23 protein-coding genes and 1 riboswitch are annotated in these 26,038 nt (G+C 58.8%); of the genes, 16 read left to right on the top strand and 7 right to left on the bottom strand.

The features are described 5' to 3' along the window. The first annotated feature begins 284 nt into the window (after nt 1–284). From JL015_RS09045 to JL015_RS09035, 3 genes are read left to right on the top strand one after another with little or no spacing between them, the layout of a single operon-like run. Nucleotides 285–2,039 (top strand): carbamoyltransferase family protein, encoded by a 1,755-nt coding sequence (locus JL015_RS09045; protein ID WP_201018219.1) that lies wholly within the window; start codon nt 285–287, stop codon nt 2,037–2,039. After that, nucleotides 2,032–2,928: a glycosyltransferase family A protein gene (locus JL015_RS09040; protein ID WP_201018218.1), complete on the top strand. Its 897-nt coding sequence runs from the start codon at nt 2,032–2,034 to the stop codon at nt 2,926–2,928. The genes JL015_RS09045 and JL015_RS09040 overlap by 8 nt, the downstream gene beginning before the upstream one ends. After that, nucleotides 2,928–3,890 (top strand): glycosyltransferase family protein, encoded by a 963-nt coding sequence (locus JL015_RS09035; protein ID WP_201018217.1) that lies wholly within the window; start codon nt 2,928–2,930, stop codon nt 3,888–3,890. Before JL015_RS09040 ends, JL015_RS09035 begins: the two co-directional genes overlap by 1 nt. A 44-nt stretch (nt 3,891–3,934) precedes the next feature. On the opposite strand, the gene JL015_RS09030 is transcribed toward JL015_RS09035, so the two are convergent. After that, the gene (locus JL015_RS09030) at nt 3,935–4,528 is read right to left on the bottom strand and encodes a toluene tolerance protein (RefSeq protein WP_236250192.1); all 594 of its coding nucleotides are present in this window, start codon (nt 4,526–4,528) and stop codon (nt 3,935–3,937) included. Nucleotides 4,529–4,585: 57 nt separating this feature from the next. Here JL015_RS09030 and msbA point away from each other — a divergent pair, with 57 nt between their 5' ends. The 4 genes from msbA (at nt 4,586) to hldE (ending at nt 10,203) form a co-directional block, all read left to right on the top strand. Beyond that, nucleotides 4,586–6,373 carry a lipid A export permease/ATP-binding protein MsbA gene (gene msbA / locus JL015_RS09025; protein WP_201018215.1) on the top strand — a complete coding sequence of 596 codons (1,788 nt, stop codon included), beginning with the start codon at nt 4,586–4,588 and terminating at the stop codon, nt 6,371–6,373. Beyond that, entirely contained in the window at nt 6,373–7,269 is an 897-nt protein-coding gene (locus JL015_RS09020) for a GNAT family N-acetyltransferase (RefSeq protein WP_201018367.1), read from the top strand. Before msbA ends, JL015_RS09020 begins: the two co-directional genes overlap by 1 nt. A 14-nt stretch (nt 7,270–7,283) precedes the next feature. Then, the gene (locus JL015_RS09015) at nt 7,284–8,711 is read left to right on the top strand and encodes a PIG-L deacetylase family protein (RefSeq protein WP_201018214.1); all 1,428 of its coding nucleotides are present in this window, start codon (nt 7,284–7,286) and stop codon (nt 8,709–8,711) included. Between the two features lie 70 nt (nt 8,712–8,781). After that, a complete protein-coding gene (gene hldE, locus JL015_RS09010; protein ID WP_201001723.1) occupies nt 8,782–10,203 on the top strand; it encodes a bifunctional D-glycero-beta-D-manno-heptose-7-phosphate kinase/D-glycero-beta-D-manno-heptose 1-phosphate adenylyltransferase HldE in 1,422 nt (473 codons plus the stop codon). Nucleotides 10,204–10,271: 68 nt separating this feature from the next. On the opposite strand, the gene JL015_RS09005 is transcribed toward hldE, so the two are convergent. From JL015_RS09005 to JL015_RS08990, 4 genes are read right to left on the bottom strand one after another with little or no spacing between them, the layout of a single operon-like run. Beyond that, nucleotides 10,272–11,234, bottom strand: a complete 963-nt coding sequence (locus JL015_RS09005; RefSeq protein WP_201018213.1) for a metal ABC transporter ATPase — start codon at nt 11,232–11,234, stop codon at nt 10,272–10,274. 36 nt (nt 11,235–11,270) lie between these two features. Beyond that, nucleotides 11,271–12,086 carry an aldo/keto reductase gene (locus tag JL015_RS09000; protein WP_201001725.1) on the bottom strand — a complete coding sequence of 272 codons (816 nt, stop codon included), beginning with the start codon at nt 12,084–12,086 and terminating at the stop codon, nt 11,271–11,273. Continuing rightward, entirely contained in the window at nt 12,083–13,258 is a 1,176-nt protein-coding gene (locus tag JL015_RS08995; RefSeq protein WP_201018212.1) for an NAD(P)/FAD-dependent oxidoreductase, read from the bottom strand. The genes JL015_RS09000 and JL015_RS08995 overlap by 4 nt, the downstream gene beginning before the upstream one ends. Nucleotides 13,259–13,306: 48 nt before the next feature. After that, the gene (locus JL015_RS08990; protein ID WP_025258267.1) at nt 13,307–13,639 is read right to left on the bottom strand and encodes a DMT family transporter; all 333 of its coding nucleotides are present in this window, start codon (nt 13,637–13,639) and stop codon (nt 13,307–13,309) included. 135 nt (nt 13,640–13,774) lie between these two features. Here JL015_RS08990 and waaA point away from each other — a divergent pair, with 135 nt between their 5' ends. Next, nucleotides 13,775–15,046, top strand: coding sequence for a lipid IV(A) 3-deoxy-D-manno-octulosonic acid transferase (gene waaA, locus JL015_RS08985; protein ID WP_201018211.1), 1,272 nt, complete (start codon nt 13,775–13,777; stop codon nt 15,044–15,046). Nucleotides 15,047–15,110: 64 nt separating this feature from the next. Here waaA and JL015_RS08980 read toward each other — a convergent pair whose 3' ends face one another. Further along, nucleotides 15,111–16,553, bottom strand: coding sequence for a TolC family outer membrane protein (locus tag JL015_RS08980; RefSeq protein WP_201001731.1), 1,443 nt, complete (start codon nt 16,551–16,553; stop codon nt 15,111–15,113). Nucleotides 16,554–16,710: 157 nt separating this feature from the next. Then, nucleotides 16,711–16,815: riboswitch (TPP riboswitch) on the top strand. Between the two features lie 142 nt (nt 16,816–16,957). Here JL015_RS08980 and thiC point away from each other — a divergent pair. Further along, complete coding sequence (gene thiC / locus JL015_RS08975; protein WP_201018210.1) at nt 16,958–18,847, top strand: phosphomethylpyrimidine synthase ThiC; 1,890 nt, start codon at nt 16,958–16,960, stop codon at nt 18,845–18,847. A 61-nt stretch (nt 18,848–18,908) separates the two neighbouring features. Here thiC and JL015_RS08970 read toward each other — a convergent pair whose 3' ends face one another. Next, a complete protein-coding gene (locus tag JL015_RS08970; RefSeq protein ID WP_201018209.1) occupies nt 18,909–19,655 on the bottom strand; it encodes an RsiV family protein in 747 nt (248 codons plus the stop codon). Between the two features lie 208 nt (nt 19,656–19,863). Here JL015_RS08970 and JL015_RS08965 point away from each other — a divergent pair, with 208 nt between their 5' ends. From JL015_RS08965 to JL015_RS08935, 7 genes are all read left to right on the top strand, one after another. Next, nucleotides 19,864–20,481 carry an NUDIX domain-containing protein gene (locus tag JL015_RS08965; protein ID WP_201018208.1) on the top strand — a complete coding sequence of 206 codons (618 nt, stop codon included), beginning with the start codon at nt 19,864–19,866 and terminating at the stop codon, nt 20,479–20,481. Then, a complete protein-coding gene (locus JL015_RS08960) occupies nt 20,472–20,924 on the top strand; it encodes a DUF1249 domain-containing protein (RefSeq protein ID WP_201018207.1) in 453 nt (150 codons plus the stop codon). The genes JL015_RS08965 and JL015_RS08960 overlap by 10 nt, the downstream gene beginning before the upstream one ends. A 101-nt stretch (nt 20,925–21,025) precedes the next feature. Then, entirely contained in the window at nt 21,026–21,832 is an 807-nt protein-coding gene (cpdA, locus tag JL015_RS08955) for a 3',5'-cyclic-AMP phosphodiesterase (protein ID WP_201018206.1), read from the top strand. A gap of 89 nt (nt 21,833–21,921) precedes the next feature. Beyond that, complete coding sequence (locus tag JL015_RS08950) at nt 21,922–22,539, top strand: YqiA/YcfP family alpha/beta fold hydrolase (protein WP_201018205.1); 618 nt, start codon at nt 21,922–21,924, stop codon at nt 22,537–22,539. Between the two features lie 91 nt (nt 22,540–22,630). Beyond that, nucleotides 22,631–24,535, top strand: a complete 1,905-nt coding sequence (gene parE / locus JL015_RS08945; protein WP_025258276.1) for a DNA topoisomerase IV subunit B — start codon at nt 22,631–22,633, stop codon at nt 24,533–24,535. After that, a complete protein-coding gene (locus JL015_RS08940) occupies nt 24,532–25,512 on the top strand; it encodes an esterase-like activity of phytase family protein (RefSeq protein ID WP_201018204.1) in 981 nt (326 codons plus the stop codon). The genes parE and JL015_RS08940 overlap by 4 nt, the downstream gene beginning before the upstream one ends. Then, nucleotides 25,509–26,030: a retropepsin-like aspartic protease family protein gene (locus tag JL015_RS08935; protein WP_201018203.1), complete on the top strand. Its 522-nt coding sequence runs from the start codon at nt 25,509–25,511 to the stop codon at nt 26,028–26,030. Before JL015_RS08940 ends, JL015_RS08935 begins: the two co-directional genes overlap by 4 nt. Nucleotides 26,031–26,038: the final 8 nt, after the last annotated feature.

Below are 26,038 nucleotides of genomic sequence, written 5' to 3'. Positions count from 1 at the left end.
GTGTCTACTTTCCGTTGAGCACTTCAAGCGCTGAGGTTTGATTGAGGGCCGTCGGGCCGACAGTGATGGGCTCAATCAATCAGAAGCAGTGCGCAGCGAGGGCGTAGATAGTTATTGGATGCAAAGCCTGTCTATATATTCGGATCGGCTTTCAGTCCCCGAGCCAAATCCCCGGTCATTACGCTATAATCGCGCGCTTTAGCTGTCCCTGGCCCGCAGTGCGGGGGGCACACCTTTTATCGGGCGCGATGCGCCTGCATGCAGACTAAAGAGGCTAGACCCTAGTGGCATTGACGATCCTTGGCCTGTCCGGCGCCCTTAGCCATGATCCTTCCGCAGCGCTTTATATCGACGGCAAGCTGATTGCGGCGGCTGAAGAAGAGCGTTTCGTTCGCGATAAACATGCAAAGAACCGCATGCCCTACGAGTCGGCGAAGTTCTGCCTGGAGCAGGCAGGCATCAAGCCTTCGGACGTCGATGTGGTGGCGATTCCGTTCGCGCCGATCAGCCTGTTCGGCAAGGCTCGCTGGCACTACGCCAAGCGTTACTGGTACGCACCTGACCGCGCACTCGATGCACTGTTGATGGGCAACCGCCGTTACAAGCGCTACCGCAACAAGATCGTCTGGTGCCTCGAGCAATTGGGCTTCGATCCGAAAAAGATCAAGATCGAGCCGGTCGAGCACCACCTGGCCCACGCTTCCAGCGCCTACCACTGTTCCGGTTTCAAGGAAAAGACCGCGATCATGGGTATCGACGGCAAGGGTGAGTACGCCACGACCTTCTTCGGCTATGGCGAAAACGGCAAGATCCACAAGATCAAGGAATTCTTCGACCCGGACTCCCTCGGCGGCCTGTATGGCGCGATCACCGAATTCCTCGGTTTCGAGATGCTCGACGGCGAGTTCAAGGTCATGGGCATGGCGCCGTATGGCGATGCCAGCAAGTACGACTTCTCGCGTCTGGCGACCTTTGAAAACGGCGAGCTGATCATCAATACCGAGCTGGCCAACGTCATCGGCCTGCGTCGCTATAAAGAGAACGGCAAGGGCTTCTACTTCTCGCCGAAACTGATCGAATGGCTGGGTCCGAAACGTGTAGGCGATGTGGCCGATGAGCCTTACATCCACTACGCCGCCAGCATGCAGGCGCTGTTCGAGAAACTGGCGTTGCAAATGATGGATCACTACCTGGGTGACATCCTCAAGGAAACCGGCAAGATCGCCTTCGCGGGCGGCTGTGCGCTGAACGTGAAGCTGAACCAGCGCATCATTGCCCGTCCGGAAGTGAAAGAACTGTTCGTCCAGCCAGCCTCCGGCGACGCCGGTACGGCGGTCGGTGCAGCGGCTTATGTCTCTCACGCTCGTGGCGTGCCGGTCGAGAAGATGGAGCACGTCTACCTCGGCCCGGCCTACAGCAACGAGGACGTGATCGCAGCCTGCGCCCGTCACCCGGACAAGCCGGTCTGGCGCCAGATCGAAAATACCCCCGAGCGCATCGCCCGAATCATGGTCGAAGGCAATCCGGTGGCGTGGTTCCAGGGCCGCATGGAGTTCGGTCCGCGTGCGCTGGGTGGTCGTTCTATCATCGGTTGCCCAAGCATTCCGGGCGTTGCCAACCGCATCAACGAACAGATCAAGTTCCGCGAGCGCTGGAGGCCTTTCTGCCCGTCGATGCTCGACACCGTGGCGCCGCAGATGATCACCATCGATCACCCGGCGCCGTTCATGACCTTCACCTTCGAAGTGGCTGAAGAGTGGAAGACCCGCGTGCCGGAAGTCGTCCACGAAGACGGAACGTCCCGTGCCCAGGTACTCAAGCGCGAATACAACCCGCGCTACTACGACATGATGAAGGCATTGGAAAACCTGACCGGCAACGGTGTGTCGCTCAACACCTCGCTCAACCGTCGCGGTGAGCCGATGATCTGCTCGCCCACCGATGCGCTGAACATGTTCTTCGGGTCGGATCTGCAGTACCTGATCATGGAAGACATTCTGGTCGTCAAGGACGGCGTGGATACGTACGAGAATGCCTGAGCCACTGATCAGCGTCGTCATCCCCGCTTACAACTATGCCTTGTTGTTGCCGCGAGCGATTGATTCAGTGCTGTCTCAGTTGACCGACGATGTTGAGCTGGTTGTCGTCAATGATGGTTCCACCGACGATACCCAGCGGGTGCTTGATGATTATCAGGCCCGCCATGGCAGTGGCATGACCGTTGTGCATCAAGCCAATGCGGGTGCGGCGGCAGCGCGTAATCATGGTGTGCGCCTGGCTCGGGGGCGCTATGCCCTGATGCTGGACGCCGATGACGAGCTGTTGCCGGATGCGCTGGCTTCGATGCGCAAGGCGGTGATTGACAATCCTGATGCGGGTTTGGTGCTGGGAGGCCAGATCTCGGTCTACCCGGACGGGCGTGAGCGGGTTCGCCAGCCGACGCCGGCCCAGGGCAGCCCGGAGCAGTTGGTGCGCCGGTATCTGTTGCAGAAGAAAATCGCTGTTTCCCATTGCTGCACCCTGCTGCGGCGCGATCTTCTGCTCAAGCGCCCTTATCCGCAAAGCCTGCGCTCGGGCGAGGATATACCGGTGTTTGCCTATGCCCTGGTCAGTGCTCCGGTTGCTCTGGTTCATCAGCCAATAGCGCGTATCTATAAGCACGCCGATAGCTTGCGCCATAGCCGTGCCGATGAAGAAAGCGTGGCCACAGGGTTGATCAAGGAAGTATTTGCGCACCTGCCGGACGAGTGCAGGTCTCTTCTGCCTCGCTATTCGGCTCAGGTCTATCTCTCGTTGTTCCGTGCCGCTCAACTGGCTGGCGATTACTCCGTAGCGCGTCGTTATTATCTGCGTGCTCTTCGTTTCAGTCCCTTGCAGGCTCTGAAGTGGAGTTACTTGCGCAAGGCGCTCAAGTTCGGGAAGCGCTGATGCGCATTCTGGTGCTGACCTGTACTCCGAGAGAACCCGACAACCGCCAGTTGTGGGAAGGGCTCAAGCGCTTTGCCGATGTGGAAGTGCGCCACGTTGACCGTGACCAGCACAAACAGTTGGGCCGTGTATTGAGTGCGATCGATTTCTCGCTCTATGACAGGGTCGTGGTTGATCTGCTCTTCCGATACCTGTGCAAGCAGGCTCGCCAGCTCAAGCGTATTTCAGGGTTGCTGATCTACGAGGAAGACGCCTGCCAGGAATTCATTTCCGGTTCTCGGTGGCAGGGAAAATTCTCTGCTTTCTATCGCAAGATTCCCCACGCCAAAATAATCATGACGGGCTTTTGGGTGGCCGAGCGCTTTCGGGAACTGGGCGTTGATACCCGTTTTCTGGCCAAGGGTTATAACTCTTCCTCGCTGTATGCCAATGGTGCCGAGCGCGATATCGAACTAGGGTTCATCGGTCGTCTGGGCAGTGATACATACCGTGAGCGGCGTGATTTCCTGCAGCAGGCTGTTGATCGTTATCAGCTTGAGCTCATGCGAACTGCGCCCGGCGATGAGTATCGTGAAGCGCTCAATCGCATTCGAGTATTTGTCAGTGCCGATATCGGGCTTGGCGAATATATGGCGAAAAACTTCGAGGCCATGGCTTGCGGTTGTGTATTGCTGGCCTACCGCCAAGGGCACGGTGAAGAGCAGGCTCTTGGGCTTGAGGATGGCGTCAACGTCATGCTCTACAGTGACGATAACGAGTTCTCGGAGAAGCTGGCTTTGTTACGCAGCGACCCCGCACTACTTGCCCGTATAGCGGAACAGGGGATGCTTTTCGCGAGGCAGCATCTTGATTACTTCAAGCAGTCTGAAGTTGTTTTTCAGCATCTATCGGGTGAGTTTTCGGCGGGCGGCCCGATGAGTCTTCTTGACCGGTTAGTGCTTAAGCTTTTCTCTAAAGGATAACCGTACTTGCTGATCCGCCCTCTCGCATCGGGAGAGGGCTTGTCTCAGGCGACTGCCTTGGTCGCTGCCAGCTCATAAGAGCGCATCAGCTCTTCCCACGGAAAGTCGGAAATCTTGCTGCGTCGCAGGTAGTTCTGCAGATGCTGGAAGTTGCGTCTGACCATCGATTTGCTTAGCGGCTTTCTCTTGAAGCGGGTGTCGAGGAAGTCGATCAGCCCAAAACCCTGGTCGGGCGTACGCAGCACATTGCCAAGGTGCAATGAGCGGAAATAGATGCCACGTTGATGCAGGAAATGGATGTACTGGGCAAGCTCGGGCAGCAGATTCATGAAGGCTTCAAACGACTGCTTGTAGAGTGAGTCCAGCGGGGTGCCTGGCAAGGGTTGATAAAGGCATGCGCTGATACCTTTTGCAGGTTCTACCCAGAAAACATCATTGACCTGTGGCGTGCTGATGCCTCGTTCGCGCAGGCGACAGCTTTGCTGATAAAAGCGCTGTGCATCGGGGTTCAGGCGAACCAGCAGTGGATGGCGCCTGCTGCGAAAAATCTTCAATAGCTCACCGCTGGCAAGGCTGATGACCTTGGGGCCATGGCTGTCTTTTTCCAGTACGGTCCCTTCGGTTAGCCAATCTTGCATTTGGTTCGCTGTTACAATGCGCATCTGTCTCTCTTTTGAATGGTACGGGGCGCGTTAATGGCCAGTTCTACCCAGCAGTCAAGCATGAAAATCTATCTGAGATTGTTGAAATACGTGCTCCCCTACTGGAGGGCGTTTGCCGTCAGTATCATTGGCTTTCTTTTGTTCGCCTCCAGTCAGCCGATGCTGGCCGACATGCTCAAACACTTTCTCAACGCCTTGCAGGAGCCGGACGGCACCAAGTTTCTCGGTGTGTCGCTGATCCTCGGGGTGCCGCTGCTGATTGTACTCATTGCGGTCTACCAAGGCATAGGCTCATTTTTGGGTAACTATTACCTGGCCAAAGTGGCTCGCGGGGTTGTTCATGACCTGCGTTGCTCCTTGTTCGATAACCTGCTGACCCTGCCAAACCGTTATTTCGATAACCACAATTCCGGCCACTTGATTTCACGTATCACCTACAACGTGACCATGGTGACCGGTGCGGCCACCGATGCAATCAAAGTGGTGATTCGTGAAGGGTTCACGGTTGTATTCCTGATCGGTTACCTGCTGTACAGCAACTGGAAAATGACCCTCGTCATGCTGGCCATCCTGCCGATCATCGCGGTCATGGTCAGCAGCGCCAGCAAGAAATTTCGCAAGCAAAGCAAGAAAATCCAGGAAGCGATGGGCGACGTTACCCATGTCGCTTCAGAGGCGATTCAGGGTTATCGGGTTGTACGCAGTTTCGGCGGAGAGACATACGAGAAGCAGCGTTTTCAGGATGCCAGCGCCAGTAACATGAACCGCAGCCTCGGCATGACCCGCACGCAGTCCATCTACACGCCCATGCTGCAGCTTGTCATTTATGTGGCGATGGCGATTTTGATGTATCTGGTGCTGTACATGCGTGGCGATGCTTCTGCTGGTGAACTGATCGCTTACATCACTGCGGCAGGCCTGTTGCCAAAGCCGATTCGTCAGCTTTCGGAAGTGAGTGCGACCATCCAGAAAGGCCTGGCGGCTGCCGAAAACATTTTCGAGCAACTGGACGAAGAGCCTGAAGTGGACAGCGGCACATGCGAGCAGGAACATGTTTCCGGTCGTCTGGAAGTGCGTAACCTGACGTTCGCCTATCCCAATGTCGAGACGCCGGTGCTCAAGGATATTTCCTTCACTGCCGAGCCGGGGCAGATGGTCGCGCTGGTGGGACGCTCGGGTAGCGGGAAATCCACACTGGCCAACCTGATTCCGCGTTTCTATCACCACAGCGAAGGGCAGATCCTTCTCGATGGTGTCGATGTAGAAGATTACAAACTGAACAATCTGCGCCAGCACATCGCGCTGGTGAACCAGCAGGTCACCTTGTTCAACGATACCGTCACCAACAACATCGCCTACGGTGATCTTGCCGGTGCGCCCATCGAAGATGTGCAAAAGGCCGCCGAAGCCGCCTATGCCGCCGAGTTCATCTTACAGATGCCTCAGGGTTACGAGACCCTGGTGGGCGAGAACGGTGTTCTGCTTTCCGGTGGTCAGCGTCAACGTCTGGCGATTGCTCGTGCCCTGCTTAAGAATGCGCCGCTGCTGATCCTCGATGAAGCGACCTCGGCACTCGATACCGAATCCGAGCGCCATATCCAGGCTGCACTGGATGAAGTGGTCAAGGGCCGCACGACTCTGGTCATCGCTCACCGCCTGACGACCATCGAGAAGGCTGATCTGATCCTGGTCATGGACCGTGGCCAGATTGTCGAGCGCGGTACCCATGAGCAATTGCTTGCTCTCAATGGTTACTACGCGCGTCTTCACGAGAAGGATTTCAAGGAAGAAAGCGAGGGCGTTACAGGAGGCGCCCTTTGATTCTCGGGCATCTTCGCAGTTGGCGTGAACGTGGCTGGACCCCTATCGATGCAGACGAGTATGCCCAGGTCTGGGCGCGCTATGGTGGCAGCGTTGCCACCCATCCTCAGGTCATAGAACGATTGTCATCGCTGGTCGGTATTCCCGTGCGTTATCTGGGCGTAGTGCGCGATGGCCAGACAATTGCCGCGCTGCCTTCCTGGGGGCGTCATATTGCCCTTTCGCGTGATGTCACCAAGCGCAAAGGGTTGCGGGGCATGTTCGATCTGGGTAACTCCGAGATCATCCTGCCCGTGGCCCAGGATTGCAGCGTGCCAGTGCGGCACCGCATGCGCTATGTCTCGGAGCTCAACAGTGGCCGGATCGGCAACCTGCGCATCCAGTCCGAAGGTCTGGCGCTGGCCCGTCGCCCCGAGGAATACAGCAAGAAGTTCCGTTATAACCAGCGCCGTGAACAACGCCTGCTGGAGGAAGCTGGCGGGCTGATCCGCCCGATGAGTGAACTGACCTCCCAGGAACAGGCGTCGATCTACGCCGATCTGTTTCACAAGCGCTGGGGGTTTGATGTGCCCGGCAAGGACCATCTGGTCGAGGTGTTTTCCCTTCTGCGGGAGTTCATGACAGGTTCTGTCGTGTACGTTGCCGACCGTCCTGCGGCCATACAGGTTCTGTACCGTGTCGAGGCTCCTGAATGGGTAAGTCTTGAGTACGTGAACGGCGGTGTCGATCCGCAGTTCAATGAGTTGAGCCCAGGCAGTGTTCTGAGTTTTGTGAACACTCAGGCTCAATGGGAATATGCAGATTCCCTAGGCAAACCCTTGCGTTATTCGTTTGGGCGCGCGGATCGGGAATACAAAAGCCGGTGGTGTAACACTCATCCGGTGTATCAGATTTAAAGATGAGGGCTGCCATGAGCGGGCGTAAGGACGAGTTGCTTAAACGCCACAGGCGACGCAAGCGTTACCTGGCCGTTTTGGTGCTGGGTGTACTGATTCTGGTGGGGGTTCTTGTGGCATGGTGGTTGCCGCCTGCGCTTGTGTTTCTGGCGTGGCTGGCTCACGAAGCCTGGTTTGCAGATCACTTGTTCTACGAGCCGGACAGCGACTACTGCTACGACTTCCCTGACAGTGCCCGAACCCTCGAAGTCGGATTGCGCAATGGCAAGCTGGAACTGGCGGCCGGCACATCGCTGTCAGGCGGCGATACATTGATTCTGGCTGTCGAGTTGAAAGCCAGCTGGCTGGGACGCTGGCTTGATCCTTACGTGCGGCTGGGCAGTGATCGTCAGGATTTTGAGCGCGGTGTCGCAGGCAAGCGCTATTTGAACCTGTCCGGCCAGGAAGCTGCCTTGCTGCAAGGGACGCTTTCTTTTGCGCCATGCCGCTGCAAGTCCGTCGGCTCGCTCACGCTTTATGCCATGAGCAACCCCGATTACAGCGCCCAGTCGCTCCTGGTGCTGGCACCTCATGCCGATGATGCAGAGCTTGCTGCCTTCGGCCTTTACAGTCGCGCACCTGACGCTGCGATCATGACCCTGACTCAGGGCGAGATAGAAGCCGACAGTTATCGTCGTTTGGGGCTGGACCCTGTGCAAGCTGCGGTGCTCAAGGGGCGCTTGCGGACCTGGGATAGCCTGGCTGTGCCTTTATGGGGCGGTGTGGCTCAGGACCATTGTGTCCAGTTGGGTTATTACTGCCTGCGCCTTGCCGAAATGCAGGAGCAGCCGACAGTGCCGTTCGGGTCCCGTGAGTCTGGAGAAAGCGATATTCGTCTCTGGCGCCAGGCTTCGGCGTTTGCCTTGCCCTCCGAGGCCGATGGCCTTCCCACCTGGACGAATCTGGTGGCTGATATTGTGCGTGTTCTGGAACATTTCAGACCGCAAGTAGTTGTCACGCCGCATCTGGAGCTGGATCCTCACCGTGACCATGTCGCGGCGACCGAAGCGTTGCTGCAGGCCATTGAGTTGAGTGAGTGGCGACCCGCTACGTTGTTGTTGTATGCCAATCACTTGCATGACAATGATCGCTGGCCCATGGGACCTGCGGGGTATGGCATCGCCTTGCCACCTGCGACGGCTCCTGTGAAGCCATTGCCTGTCTGCAGCATCCTTCTGGATGATGCTCAACGCATTGACAAGGCAATGGCTCTGGCCATGCAGCATGACCTGCAGGATCCGCTGCCTTTCAAAAAGCAGGTCCGGCGGTGGATACAACAGTTACTGGCTGGCCGGCGCTGGCCTGCTACCGGAGATAACGAGTTTTTCCGCAAGGCTGTACGGCGGCATGAGTTGTTCTGGGTGCAGGACGTAAAGCCCCGGTCTTCCACTGAAAAGGTATAGCTGCTTGCTGGCGTCTTGAGCCAAATTGGCTATGTTATGATCCGCGTCGTTTTTTGCCCTCGGAGTTTCCATGAAGTTGTCCATGCCGCGTTTCGATCAAGCGCCTGTCCTTGTGGTCGGCGACGTCATGCTCGACCGTTACTGGCATGGTGGTACCTCACGGATCTCTCCTGAGGCGCCGGTGCCTGTAGTCAAGGTCGATCAGATCGAAGATCGTCCAGGCGGTGCTGCCAACGTTGCCCTGAACATTGCCGCTCTTGGCGCACCTGCTTCGCTGGTCGGTGTGACGGGCGAAGACGAGGCTGCCAACAGTCTGGCCAATAGCTTGAAGGCTGCCGGCGTGCGTGCGCACTTCCAGCGCATTGCCCATCAGCCGACCATCGTCAAGTTGCGGGTCATGAGCCGTCACCAGCAATTGCTGCGCATCGACTTCGAAGAACCCTTCATGACCGATGCTCTGGCCTTGAGCGTGGAAGTCGATACCTTGCTTGATGGCATCAAGGTGCTGGTGCTTTCCGATTACGGCAAAGGCGCGCTGAAAAACCATCAGGTGCTGATCAAGGCTGCGCGTGATCGTGGCATTCCGGTGCTGGCCGATCCCAAGGGCAAGGACTTTGCCATCTATCGCGGTGCCAGCCTGATTACTCCGAACCTGAGCGAGTTTGAGGCTATCGTCGGTCATTGTGTCGACGAAGGTGATCTGGTCGCCAAGGGCGCGCAGTTGATGCACGACCTGGAACTTGGTGCTCTGCTGGTGACACGCGGTGAGCATGGCATGACCCTGCTGCGCCCTGAGCACCCGGCCTTGCATCTGCCCGCTCGGGCCCGTGAAGTATTCGATGTGACCGGTGCCGGAGATACGGTCATTTCCACTCTGGCGGCTGCCATCGCTGCTGGCGAGGATCTGCCCCATGCCGTGGCTCTGGCGAATCTGGCGGCGGGCATCGTCGTCGGCAAGCTGGGTACTGCGGCGATCAGCGCCCCGGAGCTGCGGCGTGCTATCCAGCGTGAAGAAGGCTCCGAGCGTGGTGTCCTGGGGCTGGAGCAACTGTTGCTGGCCATCGACGACGCTCGTGCGCATCAGGAGAAGATCGTCTTCACCAATGGCTGTTTCGACATTCTGCATGCAGGGCATGTGACCTATCTGGAACAGGCTCGTGCTCAGGGTGATCGCCTGATCGTTGCGATCAATGACGATGCATCCGTCAGCCGCCTCAAGGGGCCGGGCCGCCCCATCAACAGCGTTGACCGCCGCATGGCCGTTCTGGCCGGTCTGGGCGCTGTGGACTGGGTGATCAGCTTCCCTGAAGGCACGCCTGAAAACCTGCTGCGCCACGTCAAACCGGACGTGCTGGTCAAGGGCGGAGATTACGGGATCGACCAGGTGGTCGGCGCTGAAATCGTCCAGGCCTATGGCGGTGAAGTGAAGGTGTTGGGGCTGGTGGAAAACAGCTCGACCACCGCCATTGTCGAGAAAATCCGCGGTCAGTGACGCGGACCACCCGTAGGAGCGAATTCATTCGCGAAAGGCCATTTCGCGAATGAATTCGCTCCTACGGCTTATTTGCTCAGGCTCTTGCGCGCCATTTGCAGTAACTCCTTGGCCTTGCCGGTCAGGTTGTTGAGGCTGCTCTTTCTGGGAGGTGGCGTCAGGCCTTGTTGCCGAAGCCAGTCCTTCCAGCGAATCCGCTCTTCATGCACCACCCAGCCATCCTGGGCGGCGAAGCTTTCTGCCAGATACAAACCGCGTGTGCTGACCGGCGCCAGCTTGTCCTGCTTGAGGGTATAAAGCTCGGGCAGCGGCACTCCGTTTTCCAGAGGCATCAGGTACAGATCGGGCTTGCTGCGATTGAGGCGGGCGACCAGTTGTTCTTTTTCCAGGGTTTCATCCACATGAAACAGGCTCAGAGGGCGTGCTTCCTTGGGAATCTCCAGGCGCATGTCGTAGATCAGTTGCAGTGACGCTGTCGGTAAATGCACGTAGGCGCGAGGACGTTCGATCAGGGTCATGCTGCCGCAACGCACCGGTCGTGCCGCACCCGACAGAGAACTCAGGCGAAAAGGCATGGCCTCGCGATAATGCAGCGCTGCGGCATAAGGCGCCGGCAACCAGGTGTCGTTGAAGCGCCCGCTCAGCCAGCCTTGAGGCGTTTCTATCAGGCATTCTTCGGCGACTTCCTGAATGGCAGTGTGCAGCGGCAGGGTGATTTCGTGAGCCGGTACATAGCCGGAAATCAGCTTGAGCACCACGTCGCCACGGTCCTGGCGTCGCTGCCTGACCAATACCCAGTAATCACGGTTCTGCCAGTGCAGGGTCAGCCGTATCGACACGCCCAGGTTGGCCAGTTCGGTTGCAAAGCGCTCGTTGTCCGGCACTTCGATCTTGCGGCGACGCTGCAAGGTCTGGGAAAAATTCAACGGCATCCCGACGCTCTGATAACTCAGGCTCTCGGGAGTCGCTTCGACGAATAACGGCAGGGTCTTGAAGTCGCTGGGGTTTTTGCGGATCAGGGTTCGCGGCATATCGGCTCCTTCTTGCGTTGGGGTCGGCCGCCTACATCAGGCTTGACGGCGAATCACAGCAGCTGCACTTGCAACGTTATGGGCCAGATGCAGGGGATTGATGGTCCCGACAATAGCACTGGCAACACCCGGATGTTCAAACAGCAACTGAAAACTGGCCTGGACCGGGTCGACTCCGGGGCTCAGGCATATATGACCGCTGGCTAATGCTTTCTTCACCAGAATCCCTTTACCGTGGGCAGCAGCGTAGTCCAGAACCGGCTTTTCACCCTGCTCATTGAGATTGTAGGTGACCATCGCACAGTCGCCTTCGCGCAATGCCAGCAGGCCTCCTTCGACCGTCTTGCCGGAAAAGCCGAAGCCACGAATCTTGCCTTCGCGCTTGAGATCGGCCAGCGTCTGATAGACCTCTGTTTCGTTGAGAATCGCCAGATCGTTGCCGTCCGAATGCACCAGAACCAGATCGATGAAATCGGTTTCAAGACGTTTCAGGCTGCGCTCCACCGACAGTCGTGTGTGCCCCGCGCTGAAGTCATGACGCGATTGCCCGCTCTCGAACTCTTCTCCCACCTTGCTGACAATCACCCAGTCCTGACGCTGGCCGCGTAGCAGCGGGCCAAGGCGTTCTTCGCTGGTGCCGTAGGCCGGTGCCGTGTCGATCAGGTTGATGCCCATGTCGCGGGCCATCTTCAACAGCATTTGTGCTTGCTGATCGTCGGGGATCGTGAAGCCATTGGGGTACTTCACGCCTTGATCGCGGCCCAGTTTGACGGTGCCCAGGCCCAGTGGCGAAATGCTCAGGCCGGTGCTGCCCAACGGGCGATGCAGGTCATGCAGGGTTTTGACGGTCATGGCAGCAGTTGATCCCAGACAGGTATCGCCAGAGGCGGTTTGGGCAGGTCGGTCGTGGATGGCTGAGGCGTCGGATGGATGCCATCGTTCGACAGGGCTGCCAGGACGCGGTCGGAAAAGTCCGGTGCCAGGGCCAGTTTGGTCGGCCAGCCGACCATGAGGCGCTGCTGGACATCCAGAAAGGCGTTGTCTGGACGCACCAGGCCTGATTGAGCCGGTTCTGCCCGATCGACACGCAAGGTGGCCCACTGCGCCTGGCTCAGGTCGATCCATGGCAGGAGCGACTCCAGCTCCTTGCGGGCCGTTGCGATCTGGGCAGCAGGCTCGCGGGCCACGCCATCGGCTTCGGCAAGGTCGCCGCCCAGATACCAGACCCACTGACCATCGGCCGCAGGATGAGTGGTGACGGTAATGCGCGGCTTGGGGCCGCCGCCCAGGCAATGAGCGTACAACGGCTTCAGGGTCGGGCCTTTGACCAGCACCATATGCAAGGGGCGGCGCTGCATCCTGGGCTGGGAAATGCCCAGGGTTTCAAGCAGGTCCGCATTGCCCGGACCGGCGCTGAGCACCACTCGCTGAGCGCGGATCTCGCGACCATCCACGCGCAAGCCTGCCAGTTCGCCATTTTCATGCAGGGGTTCGATCTGCTGAGCGGCAAGCAGGCTGTCACCGGCCAGTTCGGCAAGACGCTCGATCAGGCTTGGCACATCGACTACCAGTTCGGCCAGTCGATACACCTTGCCTTTGAATTTCGGGTTTTGCAGCGCGGGCGGCAGTTGCTCGCCCTTGACCTGATCCACGCGCCCGCGCACAGCCTTGCTGGCGAAGAAGCTGGTCAGGTTGCCGGCGATGGTGCCGGGCGACCATAGATAGTGGGCCTCGGACAGCAGACGAACACCCGACAGATCCAGCTCGCCTGTGCCATTGAGGGATTCACGCCAGCGGCGCGGCATGTCGGCAATCGCTTCGGAGGCACCTGACAGCGCACCATGCAGAGCGTACTTGGCACCGCCATGGATGATGCCCTGTGACTTCAGGCTTTGCCCGCCACCCAGGCTCGCGCTTTCTACCAGGACTGTCGAGAACCCTTGACGACGTAACCGGGCATTGAGCCAGAGACCGGCAACACCGCCTCCGACAATCAGGACGTCAGTGGAAATAACAGATGGCATGGACACCTCAGTGGCGTGAAGAATGGGCCATTATAGGGGATCGCGATTTCAATGCCCGGCGGTTTTCGAGAACAACTGGATGACCACCACCCCGAGCACGATCATTCCCATGCCCAGCAAGGCCGGAAGATCCAGTTTCTGACCATAGATAAAGAACGCCGCGATACTCACCATGACGATCCCCATGCCTGACCAGATGGCATAGGTAATGCCCACCGGAATTGTGCGCATCACCAGAATCAGCATCCAGAAGGCAATGCCGTAGCCGGCGATCACCAGCAGCAAAGGCAGCGGTGTGCTCAGACCTTTGACGGCTTTCATGGATGTGGTGGCGATGACTTCGGCGCAGATCGCGATGGCCAGCAGATAGTAGGCAGTCATGGTGTCTCTCCTTGGGGGCTGCGTATCTTAGCGATTTCTTCCGGCGGCCATGGCATTGCGTGCGCCACGGGCAAGTGTGTTCACGCCTGCACGAGGTCGTGGCTTTGATGAGGCGTGCTGATAAACTCCGCGCCCATGAATAGAACTCTTTATACCCTGTTGTTTCATCTTGGCTTGCCGCTGGTTGCCCTGCGGCTGTGGTTGCGAGCACGCAAGGCGCCTGCGTATCGCCAGCGAATCGGCGAGCGTTTTGCTATCGGCCTGCCTGCGATGCAGCGTGGTGGCATCTGGGTGCATGCGGTGTCGGTGGGCGAGAGCATCGCCGCGGCTCCCATGATTCGTGCCTTGCTGGCGCAATACCCGGCGTTGCCGATTACTGTGACCTGCATGACTCCGACAGGTTCGGAGCGGATCAAGGCGATGTTCGCCAATGAGCCACGGATCCAGCACTGTTATCTGCCTTATGACCTGCCTTGGGCGGCGGGACGCTTTCTGGATCATGTGCAGCCTCGCCTCGGCATCATCATGGAAACCGAGTTATGGCCCAATCACATTCACCAGTGTGCCAGGCGCAATATTCCCGTGGTGCTCGCCAATGCGCGGCTGTCGGAGCGCTCGGCTCGTGGCTACGCTCGCTTTGCAGGGCTGACCCGCCCGATGCTGGCAGCCATGAGCTGGTTTGCCGTGCAGACCGAAGCGGAGGCCCAGCGCTTTCGTGATCTGGGCGCACGTCCTGAATGCGTGACGGTGACCGGCTCGATCAAGTTCGACCTGATTATCGATCCGCAGCTTCCCGTTCAGGCTGCACAACTGCGCGAGCAGTGGCAGGCGACGCAGCGGCCGGTCTGGATTGCAGCAAGCACCCATGCTGGCGAAGACGAAAGCGTACTGGCGGCCCATCGTCAGTTGCTGTCGAGCCATCCTGATGCCTTGCTGATTCTGGTGCCGCGCCATCCCGAGCGTTTCGACAGCGTGCATGCCTTGTGTCAGCAGCAAGGTTTCACAACCGTGCGGCGCTCATCCGGGCAGGCAGTCACGCCTGATACGTCAGTGCTGCTGGGCGACACCATGGGTGAACTGCTGTTTCTGTATGCGCTGGCAGACAACGCCTTCGTCGGCGGCAGCCTGGTGCCCAATGGCGGACACAACCTGCTGGAGCCCGCGGCACTGGCCAAGCCCGTGCTGAGCGGTCCGCACCTGTTCAACTTCCTGGAAATTGCCGCCTTGCTGCGTCAGGCCGGGGCGCTGGAAGAGGTGAGTGACTCGGTTGCGCTGGCGGTAGCGGTGCAGCGTCTGTTCGATCAGCCAAAACTGGCGCGGACCATGGCGGATGCCGGGACGGGAGTGATGAAGGCCAATCAAGGCGCGTTGCAGCGCCTGCTGGATGGAGTTGCCCTGCGTTTGTAGGAGCGACTTCATTCGCGAATTTGGCCTTCGCGAATGAATTCGCTCCTACACCCGGGCTCGGCATTTACTGTCGCTGTGCCGGTTTCTCGAAATTCTTCTGCGCCGCTGCTGCCAGATCCGGTGGCAGGAAATCCTTGTCCGGGTTGTAGTCGGACTTCAGATAGCGCGACAGGTCCTGCAAGTCTCCCGGGCTCAGGGTGCCAGCCGCCTGTTTCAGGCGCAGGTTGTCGATGATGTAGTCATAGCGGGTGTTGTTGTAATTACGCACCGAGGCATATAGCTGACGCTGTGCATCTAGTACGTCGACGATATTGCGGGTCCCGACCTGATAGCCGATTTCCGTGGCTTCCAGAGCGCTCTGGTTGGAGATGATCGACTGCTTGCGGGCCTGCACCTGTTCCACATCGGTATTCACGGCCCGGTGCAGGTTGCGGGTGTTTTCCACCACCTGACGGCGCAGGCTTTCACGGCGCTGTTCGCTCTGGGTCAGGCGGGAATAGGCTTCGCGTACTTGCGAACTGGTCAGGCCGCCGCTGTAGATCGGGATATTCAACTGCACGCCGATGCTGCGTTGTTCCACATCGCCGCCATAGTTGCGGCCCGTATAGTTGGGGTTGCTGAAGCCCAGTGCGTCGTTGTCGCCGCGCTGGTAAGTGGCGACTGCATCGAGGGTCGGCGCGTGACCGGCCTTGCGCTGGCGCAGGGTTTCCTCGGCGGCGCTGACGGCATAGTTGCTGGCCAGCAGGTTCAGGTTCTGTTGGGCGGCGGTATCGACCCAGGCCTTGGCATCGTTGGGGATCGGGGCCAGTACCGGCAAGGTGTGGACGATGCCTTCGATGGAGTTGTATTCGCGATTGGTCAGCGTCACCAGCGCCTGGAAGGCATCGTCCACCTGACGCTTGGCGATGATCCGGTTGGCCCGTGCGGTGTCGTAGCTGGCCTGGGCCTGCAAGACATCGGTCTTGTCGGAAAGGCCGACATCGAACCGTTCGTTGGCCTGATCCAGCTGGCGCTTGAAAGCCGCCTCTTCAGCCTTGGTCGACGCCAGGTTGTCCTGGGCGCGCAATACCGCGAAATAACTCTGGGCTGACTCCAGGATCAGGTTCTGCTCGGTGGCCGAGAGTTCAAGGGCCGCCTGTTCATTGACGGCTTCGGCGGCCTGCAACTGGAACCAGCGATCGGCGCGGAAGATCGGCTGGCTCAGGGTCGCCTGATAGACCGTGCCGCTGCGGGTGGCAATGGCGCTGGGCTGGTCGATGCTGGTGCGGGTGTTGTTGGCCTGAGCACTGGCTGAAAGGTTGGGCAGCAAGCCGGCGCGGGCCTGGGGCACCACTTCCTTGCGGGCGTCGTAATCGGCGCGTGCCGCTGCAAGGTCGGCGTTGTTGTCCACGGCTTGCTGGTAGACATTCACCAGCCCGGTCTTGGTCGGAAGAGGCGCATCCGCTGCCCGTGCCTGTACGCTGCAGGCACACGACACGGCAATGACCAACGAAAGTTTGCGCAACATGATGCATTCCCTGTTCATGGTAATGATGCCGGTTTGATGCAAAACCGGGTTAGCGAGTGTAGAGCCAGAACTTGACTGCAACAATCGGCTATTGGCCATTTATCGCTGGCGGCATAAATAGGCTGGTGTTTGCAGGGCCGACCATCATAGACTTGCGACGTTCTTGTCGGGGTGCCTTGCTGTGAGGCTGAGATCGGTTAAACCGGATCCCGTTGAACCTGATCAGGTTAGCGCCTGCGTAGGGAACAAGATTTCTCGTCTCCCGGCGAGTCCTCTTGAGTGTCGTCCGGGGTCGGCTGTTCAAAAAATGAACAGTAACACGCCCGTCGATACTCAGCACCTGTCAGGGTGCGTCCGTCCGTTTATCAGGTTACTCCGACAATAAAACCGTCTGGAGAGCCGTGATGAGTACAAAAGCAAAAAACGCCCCCCACTTGAGTGAGTCCGCCCAGGTCGATTCTGGATCGGTACAACCTTTTACCCGCTCGCAGAAAGTCTATGTCCAGGGATCTCGCCCCGATATCCGCGTGCCGATGCGCGAGATCACCCTTGATGTGACACCCACGGACTTCGGCGGCGAAATCAACGCGCCGGTCACGGTTTACGACACCTCAGGCCCCTACACCGACCCCAACGTGGTCATCGACGTGCGCCAGGGCCTGGCCGACGTGCGTTCGGCCTGGATCGACTCGCGCAACGATACCGAGCGCCTGGCCGGCCTGAGTTCCCACTTCGGCCAGCAACGTCTGGACGATCCCGAGCTGACAGCCCTGCGCTTTGCCCACGTGCGCAATCCGCGTCGTGCAAAGGCGGGCGCCAATGTCAGCCAGATGCACTATGCGCGTCAGGGGATAATCACCGCCGAGATGGAATACGTCGCCATCCGCGAGAACATGAAGCTTCAGGAAGCTCGCGCTGCGGGGCTGCTGAAACAACAGCACGCCGGCCACAGTTTCGGGGCCAGCATCCCGAAGGAAATCACCGCTGAATTCGTGCGTGAAGAAATCGCCCGTGGCCGCGCAATCATCCCGGCCAACATCAACCACGTCGAACTGGAGCCGATGATCATCGGCCGTAACTTCCTGGTGAAGATCAACGGCAATATCGGTAACAGCGCGCTGGGTTCTTCCATCGAAGAAGAGGTGGCCAAGCTGACCTGGGGCATTCGCTGGGGTTCGGACACGGTCATGGACCTGTCCACTGGCAAGCACATCCATGAAACCCGTGAGTGGATCATCCGCAACTCGCCGGTCCCGATTGGCACCGTGCCCATCTATCAGGCGCTGGAAAAGGTCAACGGCGTGGCCGAAGACCTGACCTGGGAACTGTTCCGCGACACCCTGATCGAGCAGGCCGAGCAGGGCGTCGATTACTTCACTATCCATGCCGGTGTGTTGCTGCGCTACGTGCCTTTGACCGCCAAGCGCGTCACCGGGATCGTGAGCCGTGGTGGTTCGATCATGGCCAAGTGGTGTCTGGCGCATCACAAGGAAAACTTCCTCTATACGCATTTCGAGGAAATCTGCGAAATCATGAAGGCCTATGACGTCAGCTTCTCGCTGGGCGATGGCCTGCGCCCCGGTTCGATTGCCGACGCCAACGACGAAGCCCAGTTCGGTGAGCTGGAGACCTTGGGCGAGCTGACCAGGATTGCCTGGAAGCACGACGTCCAGACCATGATCGAAGGCCCGGGCCACGTGCCTATGCAACTGATCAAGGAGAACATGGACAAGCAGCTTGAGTGCTGCGACGAAGCGCCGTTCTACACCCTCGGCCCGCTGACCACGGATATCGCGCCCGGTTATGACCACATCACGTCCGGCATCGGTGCGGCGATGATCGGCTGGTTCGGTTGCGCAATGTTGTGCTACGTGACGCCCAAGGAACACTTGGGGCTGCCGAACAAGGATGATGTGAAGACCGGGATCATCACCTACAAGATTGCGGCCCACGCGGCGGATCTGGCCAAAGGTCATCCGGGCGCGCAGATTCGTGACAATGCCTTGAGCAAGGCGCGTTTCGAGTTCCGCTGGGAAGACCAGTTCAACCTCGGCCTGGACCCGGACACCGCTCGTTCGTACCACGACGAAACCCTGCCCAAGGACTCGGCCAAGGTTGCACACTTCTGCTCCATGTGCGGGCCGAAGTTCTGTTCGATGAAGATCACTCAGGAAGTGCGCGAGTACGCGGCCAACCAGAAAATCGCGGCGGTCGACCTGTCCGTGGAAGAAGGAATGCGTGAGCAGGCGGAGCGTTTCAAGCAGGAAGGCAGCCAGCTTTACAAGAAAGTCTGATCAACTGGTGGGAGCGAATTCATTCGCGAATTTTCGCGACTGAAGTCGCTCCTACAGATTTTCAGCCGCGGCCAGGAAATAATTCCGGCCTGATAACCCCATTGAGCTGCGGATAAGGAATCTTCAGCTCGATATGGCCCATGGAGTAGGGCGCAATGGTGGTCACCGGATATTTCAGAATCACCGATCCATACGTCAGGGCAATGTTGGGCGTCCTCTTGAACGGCCAGGTCTGCATGAACTCACTGTCCTGATTCATCTTGGTCGAAACCAGCCAGGCCTGATGGGCCAGCTCGGCCTTTTCCCAGAACTCGTTTTCCTTGCCTGGAACTACCATATCGGCCAGGGTCAGGACTTTCTGCTGCTGGCGTGAGTAGTTGATGAACGCTCTGCCAGGGTTGCCATGGGCACCGCCGGTGTCCAGATAACTCGACAGCTCGACCACCACGATACCGTCATGCTGTTCGCGTACCTTGGCTTGCAGATAGCTGCTGTTGCGACCTGTGGCGCGGCTCAGAAACTGTTCCTGATAATCCTTGATCGAGGCCGGCAGCGGTGCGCCTGAATCCGTGCGGGTCAGTTGCAGCAAGGTCTTCTGGACAATGGCGTCCAGCCTTGGCTCGTCGGGAAAGTGTACGGTGTCGACATTGACCAGCGGGCAATCGGTGGTGGTGCAACCTGGCTTTATCAGCTCGGAAGCATCGCGCTGGACTTGCAGCGGGGTGCGCATGTTGGGCGTGAAAATGCTTTGGCAGGCAGCCAGCATCAGGCCCAGACAAGCCAGTGAAGTGATCCTCAATAACGACATGTTGGTCCTTGGCGATATCAATGGAGGCGGTTGCGTTGTTCGCATGCAGGCTGCTTGGACTGCAAACAACGTCTTCGGTTCGCCACTTGGCGGATTAGAAGTGTTTTAGGCCATGGCCGTCTACCCTGCATCTTCAAGGGGGCTGCATCCGGGAGTCGATGCGCGTTAGGATGGCCCGAAGTCAAAGATGGTCGTAAGCGAGAAACCTATGCCTCAGAACACCCGATCAACGCCAACGGCTTTTGAGATCACCCGGCGCGAAAGCTGCTTCCGGGGGTTCTACAAGCTCGACAAGTTGTACCTGCGCCACGAGCTGTTTGCCGGTGGCCTGGGCAAGGAAATCAGCCGCGAACTGTTCGTTCGTCATGATGCCGTCTGCGTGCTGCCTTATGACGCCAGGCGTGATGAAGTGGTGCTGATCGAGCAGTTTCGCGTGGGCGCACTTGAAAAGAGTACCAACCCCTGGCTGATCGAGCTGGTGGCCGGATTGATCGACAAGGATGAACAGCCGGAAGAAGTTGCTCATCGCGAAGCAGAGGAGGAAGCTGGGCTTGTCTTCAGCGCGTTATGGCCGATAACCAAGTACTTCCCTTCGCCCGGTGGCAGTGACGAATTCGTTCATCTGTTCATGGGGCAGTGCGACAGTCATGGGGCAGGCGGATTGCACGGGCTTGAGTCCGAGGGCGAAGATATCCGCGTGACGGTCTGGTCGTTCGACGATGCGATACAAGCCGTGGCTGACGGACGAATCATGAATGCGGCAACGATCATTGCCTTGCAATGGCTGGCGTTGAACCGCGCTGAAATAAGGGGGTTATGGTCGTGAATCTTTTGCGCGAGCGCTACCGTGTCGATCTTGCCGGGCTACAGGCGGCGTGCGAGGCCAACTACGCGCGCTTGATGCGTCTGCTTCCCGACATGCGTAACCAGCAAAGCTCGCGCCGGGTGGCGGTGACCCAGGGCGACCAGATGCTTGGCGTCCTTGCTGTCGAAGTGCTGCTCGACTGCCCGTACACCACAACCCTGCAAGTCCGCCAGGAGCACAGCCTGCCCTGGCTGCCGGTCCCGCGCCTTGAAGTCCAGGTCTACCACGATGCGCGCATGGCCGAAGTCATCGGTGCCGAGCATGCCCGACGTTTTCGGGGGATTTATCCGTACCCCAATGCCGACATGCATCAACCTGACGAAAAGGCGCAGCTCAACCTCTTCCTGGGCGAGTGGCTGAGCCACTGTCTGGCGTGTGGTCACGAGTTTGAAGCGGTACGCTGAAACCTGCCTGCTCTGCCAAATGTGATCCAGGTCCATTTTCCTGATTTACCTGCCTCTTCCCGCATCTCATAATCGCGCTGAATTCGCTCAAGGAGACGGCCTTGCCGAGCGCATCCCGATCATCATCAGTTTTAGTGGTGCAACTGTCCGACAGCCATTTGTTTGCTGAAACGGACGGTACGTTGCTGGGCATGAATACCCGCGATAGTCTGGAAAAGGTCGTTGAGCTGGTACTGGCCGAGCAGCAAGGCATCGACCTTGTGATTGCCAGTGGCGATGTTTCCCAGGACGGCAGCGTGGAGTCCTATCAGGCGTTTCGTCAGATCAGCGAACAGATCGCAGCCCCTGCGCGCTGGTTTCCCGGTAATCACGATGAATTGCCGCAAATGGCTCATGCCGCGCAGCACAGTGACCTTCAGGAACCTGTGGTAGATGTCGGCCGCTGGCGAGTCACGCTGCTGGATTCGGCGGTGCCCGGCTCGGTGCCCGGTTTCCTGCAGGAGCAGCAATTGCAATTGCTGGAGCAGTCCTTGAGCGAGGCGCCGGATCGACATCATCTGGTTTGCCTGCATCATCATCCGGTGCCAATCGGCTGTGACTGGATGGCACCTATCGGTTTGCGTAATGCCGACGCACTGTTCGCGGTGCTGGACCGTTTTCCCCAGGTGCGGGCCGTGCTGTGGGGGCATGTGCATCAGGAATTCGATCAGCAGCGTAACGGGGTGAGGCTACTGGCTTCGCCGTCCACCTGTATCCAGTTCGCGCCGGGCAGTGTGGATTTCACCCTCGATACCGCCGCGCCGGGCTATCGCTGGCTGCGCCTGCATGATGACGGGCAGCTCGAAACCGGCGTTTCCCGTGTTGTCGGCATGCAATTCGAAGTCGACTATGGCGGCACCGGCTATTGAGCGCTGTCGAACGACGCATTCCAGTAAGGCCTTGAGTCGTACATCCCTGTAAACTACGTGGTTTTGTTCCGGGCTTCGGGAGAGACGGCTTGATCAGCGACACACCAACATTGCTGTACATTCATGGCCTGAACAGCTCGGCTCTGTCGAAAAAGGCCAGCCTGTTGATCGCCCTGATGAGCTCATTGGGTGTGGGTGAGCAACTGCTTGTACCTGAACTGCACCACCATCCACGTCAGGCCATGGCTCAACTGGAGTCCGCAATCCAGGCGCTTGGGCGGCCTTTGCTGGTCGGCAGCTCGCTCGGCGGCTACTATGCGACTCATTTGGCGCATCGGCACGGCCTCAAGGCGGTCCTGATCAATCCGGCTGTCAATCCGCACCAGTTGTTCGATGGCTACCTCGGTACCCAGCAAAACCTGTATACCGGTGAGAGCTGGGAATTGACCCGCGACCATATAACGGCATTGGCGGAGCTTGAAGTACCCGCTCCACTGGACCCTGAGCGTATTCAGGTATGGTTGCAGACCGGTGATGAAACCCTTGATTACCGTCGTGCCGAAGCGTTTTACCGCGCTTGCGCACTGCGTATCCAGGCCGGTGGCGACCACAGTTATCAAGGCTTTGCCGAGCAGATGCCGGCTTTGCTGAGTTTTGCCGGATTTGCGCCCGATCTGTTGCGGGCAATTGATATATCCGGGTTGTAATCGCAGGAAATTACGCTGTGTCCCAGACACCGCGCTGTTGTGCAAGCAAACGCGCTCCTGCATATCCATGAATTATTGATGATGAGAACCCATGGCCAATCCCAGCGCTAGCTCTTATAACGCAGACGCCATCGAAGTCCTCTCGGGCCTCGACCCGGTTCGCAAGCGTCCGGGCATGTACACCGACACCGCGCGGCCGAATCACCTTGCCCAGGAAGTGATCGACAACAGTGTCGACGAAGCGCTGGCTGGCCATGCCAGATCGGTCCAGGTGATCCTCCACGCCGACAACTCGCTGGAAGTGTCCGACGACGGTCGCGGCATGCCGGTGGACATTCACCCCGAAGAAGGTGTGTCCGGTGTTGAACTGATCCTCACCAAGCTGCACGCCGGGGGCAAGTTCTCCAACAAGAACTATCAGTTCTCCGGCGGCCTGCACGGTGTCGGGATTTCCGTGGTCAACGCGCTTTCGACTCAGGTCCGGGTTCGGGTCAAGCGTGATGGCAATGAGTACGAGATGACCTTTGCCGACGGTTTCAAGGCCTCGGAACTGGCCGTTGTCGGCACTGTTGGCAAGCGTAATACCGGCACCAGCGTATATTTCGCGCCGGACCCCAAGTATTTCGACAGCCCCAAATTCTCCGTCAGCCGCCTCAAGCACGTGCTCAAGGCCAAGGCGGTACTGTGTCCGGGGCTGCTGGTCAGCTTCGAGGACAAGTCCACTGGCGAAAAGGTCGAGTGGCATTACGAAGACGGCCTGCGTTCCTATCTTCAGGATTCGGTCACCGAGTTCCTGCGCCTGCCGGACGAGCCGTTCTGTGGCAGCTTCGCGGGTAACAAGGAAGCCGTGGACTGGGCTTTGCTCTGGCTGCCCGAGGGTGGCGACAGTGTTCAGGAAAGCTACGTCAACCTGATCCCGACCGCGCAGGGCGGTACCCATGTCAATGGACTGCGCCAGGGCTTGCTGGACGCGATGCGTGAGTTCTGTGAATTCCGCAACCTTCTGCCGCGTGGCGTGAAGCTGGCACCGGAAGACGTCTGGGAGCGGATTGCCTTCGTGCTGTCGATGAAGATGCAGGAGCCGCAGTTCTCAGGCCAGACCAAAGAGCGTCTGTCGTCCCGTGAGGCGGCAGCCTTTGTTTCCGGCGTTGTGAAGGATGCTTTCAGCCTGTGGCTGAACACTCACTCCGAATTGGGCCTGCAACTGGCGGATCTGGCGATCAACAACGCCGGTCGTCGCCTGAAAGCCAGCAAGAAAGTCGAGCGCAAGCGCATCACTCAAGGGCCTGCGCTGCCCGGCAAACTGGCCGACTGTGCCGGACAGGACCCGGCGCGTTCCGAGCTGTTCCTGGTGGAAGGTGATTCCGCAGGTGGTTCAGCCAAGCAGGCGCGGGACAAGGAATTCCAGGCGATCCTGCCGTTGCGCGGCAAGATCCTCAACACCTGGGAAGTCGATGGTGGCGAAGTATTGGCCAGCCAGGAAGTCCACAATATCGCGGTTGCCATCGGTGTCGATCCGGGGGCTGCCGATATCAGCCAGTTGCGTTACGGCAAGATCTGCATCCTCGCCGACGCCGACTCGGACGGGCTGCACATCGCGACGCTGCTGTGTGCGCTGTTCGTCCAGCATTTCCGCCCTCTGGTGGATGCGGGTCATGTGTATGTCGCCATGCCGCCGCTGTACCGCATCGATCTGGGCAAGGAAATCTTCTATGCCCTGGATGAAAGCGAGCGTGACGGCATTCTGGATCGCCTGGTGGCCGAGAAGAAACGTGGCAAGCCACAGGTCACCCGATTCAAAGGCCTGGGTGAGATGAACCCGCCACAGCTGCGTGAAACCACCATGGACCCGAACACCCGGCGTCTGGTGCAGCTCACGCTGGATGACTTCGCCGCGACCTCTGAAATCATGGACATGCTGCTGGCCAAGAAACGCGCTGGCGATCGCAAGACCTGGCTTGAATCCAAAGGCAACCTTGCCGAGGTCCTGACTTGACGAGAAGTTGGCTTGCCGCCCTGATGCTGGTGACTGCACCGGCTTTTGCTGCGCCCTTTGAAGAGCTGAAACTGGTGTCCGAGCATCCGGTTGACGGCATGACTGGTGGCAATCTGTCAGGGCTGGCGATGTGCAATGGGCGGCTGTGGACTGTCTCGGATCGTGACGACACCCTGCTTTATAGTCTCGATACCTCGAAGACCACTTGGGTGGCCGAGCCGCACACTATGGTCGTTCCCGAGCCGGTCAGCTATTTGCCCTTGAATCTGCGCTCCATGGCCAGCCTGTCGTCGGTAGTGCGTGGCGGCAGCATGGACTTTGAAGGCGTGAGCTGCGATGCCGCTGGTAATCGCTATCTGGTCAGTGAGGCTCACGGCACGGTTTTGAAAGTGCCTGTCACGGGGGAGCCTGTCTGGCTCGATCTGCCAGAAGCGATGGTGGATCAGGCTCGCGCTCAAGGCATGCTGCAACGTTTCAATGCAATATTCGAAGGCATTGCCGTCAATGCGGCGGGTGACCGGATCTGGCTGGCGGCCGAACGCGAGAGTCGCGGCTTATTAGTAGTGCGGCGTGAGCAGGATAAGTGGAGCTGCAAGGAAAGCTGCGTGTTGCTTGCAGATCCCGGACAAGTCACCCCTCCACCGCAGTTGAAGGGCGACAAGTTATCCACAAAGGATTTCTCGGATATTTCACTGTTCAACGGCAAGCTGTACACCCTTGAGCGCTCGGTCTATCGCATCTGCCGCCGGACGCTGGAAACGGCCAAGGTCGAGCGCTGCTGGTCCTTCGCCAGTGAAGCCTTGCTGCCTAAGCGTGTCTACGATCAGCCTTATGGTTTGACTGAGGCCTTGGTGGTGGATGAAACCGGTGCCTGGATCGGTATCGACAATAACTTCAGCGCCCGTGCCGACGGCGAGAAACGCCCGATTGTCTGGCGCTTTGCAGCGCCGGCTGGTGGCTGGAGCGCCACGCAATGAATCAGCCGCTTCCCGGCAAGCGTGCTGGCAAGATCCTGATGTTCCTTGCCTGGGGCGCCGGGCTGTTTCTGGCCACGCGCTTTTTCGGCGACTGGGAAGACCGGCAACAGAACCCCAATACCCATGTCGCTTCGCAACACGGCAAGGGTTATATAGAAGTGCAATTGCTGGCCAATCGTCAGGGGCACTTCGTCAGTACCGGGCAGATCAACGGTCGGCCAGTGGAGTTCATGATCGATACCGGTGCGACCGATGTGGCGATACCCTCTGAGGTGGCCGATAAGCTGAGCCTGTCACGAGGCGTACCGGTTACGGTGAGCACCGCCAATGGCGAAAGCCGTGGCTATCGGGCAGTGCTCGACAGCCTGCAAGTGGGCGATATCGTCCTGCGCAACGTGCGTGCCTTTGTAGCGCCCGGCCTTGAGGGCGAACAGATATTGCTTGGCATGAGTGCAATGAAACAACTCGAATTTACCCAGCGCGGCGGCACCTTGCTGCTGCGTCAGACGACAAAATGATGAGGCCC

It is taken from the genome of Pseudomonas cichorii (assembly GCF_015471405.1).
Taxonomy (GTDB): domain Bacteria; phylum Pseudomonadota; class Gammaproteobacteria; order Pseudomonadales; family Pseudomonadaceae; genus Aquipseudomonas; species Aquipseudomonas serbiensis.
Note: the sequence above shows the minus strand (reverse complement) of the source record. Positions and strands in the feature narration are given on the sequence as shown.

Coding starts and splice junctions, on each gene's coding strand:
- JL015_RS09040 (WP_201018218.1), top strand. CDS start 2,032: ATGCCTGAGCCACTGATCAGCGTCGTCATCCCCGCTTACAACTATGCC.
- JL015_RS09035 (WP_201018217.1), top strand. CDS start 2,928: ATGCGCATTCTGGTGCTGACCTGTACTCCGAGAGAACCCGACAACCGC.
- JL015_RS09030 (WP_236250192.1), bottom strand. CDS start 4,528: ATGCAAGATTGGCTAACCGAAGGGACCGTACTGGAAAAAGACAGCCAT.
- msbA (WP_201018215.1), top strand. CDS start 4,586: ATGGCCAGTTCTACCCAGCAGTCAAGCATGAAAATCTATCTGAGATTG.
- JL015_RS09015 (WP_201018214.1), top strand. CDS start 7,284: ATGAGCGGGCGTAAGGACGAGTTGCTTAAACGCCACAGGCGACGCAAG.
- hldE (WP_201001723.1), top strand. CDS start 8,782: ATGAAGTTGTCCATGCCGCGTTTCGATCAAGCGCCTGTCCTTGTGGTC.
- JL015_RS09005 (WP_201018213.1), bottom strand. CDS start 11,234: ATGCCGCGAACCCTGATCCGCAAAAACCCCAGCGACTTCAAGACCCTG.
- JL015_RS09000 (WP_201001725.1), bottom strand. CDS start 12,086: ATGACCGTCAAAACCCTGCATGACCTGCATCGCCCGTTGGGCAGCACC.
- JL015_RS08995 (WP_201018212.1), bottom strand. CDS start 13,258: ATGCCATCTGTTATTTCCACTGACGTCCTGATTGTCGGAGGCGGTGTT.
- JL015_RS08990 (WP_025258267.1), bottom strand. CDS start 13,639: ATGACTGCCTACTATCTGCTGGCCATCGCGATCTGCGCCGAAGTCATC.
- waaA (WP_201018211.1), top strand. CDS start 13,775: ATGAATAGAACTCTTTATACCCTGTTGTTTCATCTTGGCTTGCCGCTG.
- JL015_RS08980 (WP_201001731.1), bottom strand. CDS start 16,553: ATGTTGCGCAAACTTTCGTTGGTCATTGCCGTGTCGTGTGCCTGCAGC.
- thiC (WP_201018210.1), top strand. CDS start 16,958: ATGAGTACAAAAGCAAAAAACGCCCCCCACTTGAGTGAGTCCGCCCAG.
- JL015_RS08970 (WP_201018209.1), bottom strand. CDS start 19,655: ATGTCGTTATTGAGGATCACTTCACTGGCTTGTCTGGGCCTGATGCTG.
- JL015_RS08965 (WP_201018208.1), top strand. CDS start 19,864: ATGCCTCAGAACACCCGATCAACGCCAACGGCTTTTGAGATCACCCGG.
- JL015_RS08960 (WP_201018207.1), top strand. CDS start 20,472: ATGGTCGTGAATCTTTTGCGCGAGCGCTACCGTGTCGATCTTGCCGGG.
- parE (WP_025258276.1), top strand. CDS start 22,631: ATGGCCAATCCCAGCGCTAGCTCTTATAACGCAGACGCCATCGAAGTC.
- JL015_RS08935 (WP_201018203.1), top strand. CDS start 25,509: ATGAATCAGCCGCTTCCCGGCAAGCGTGCTGGCAAGATCCTGATGTTC.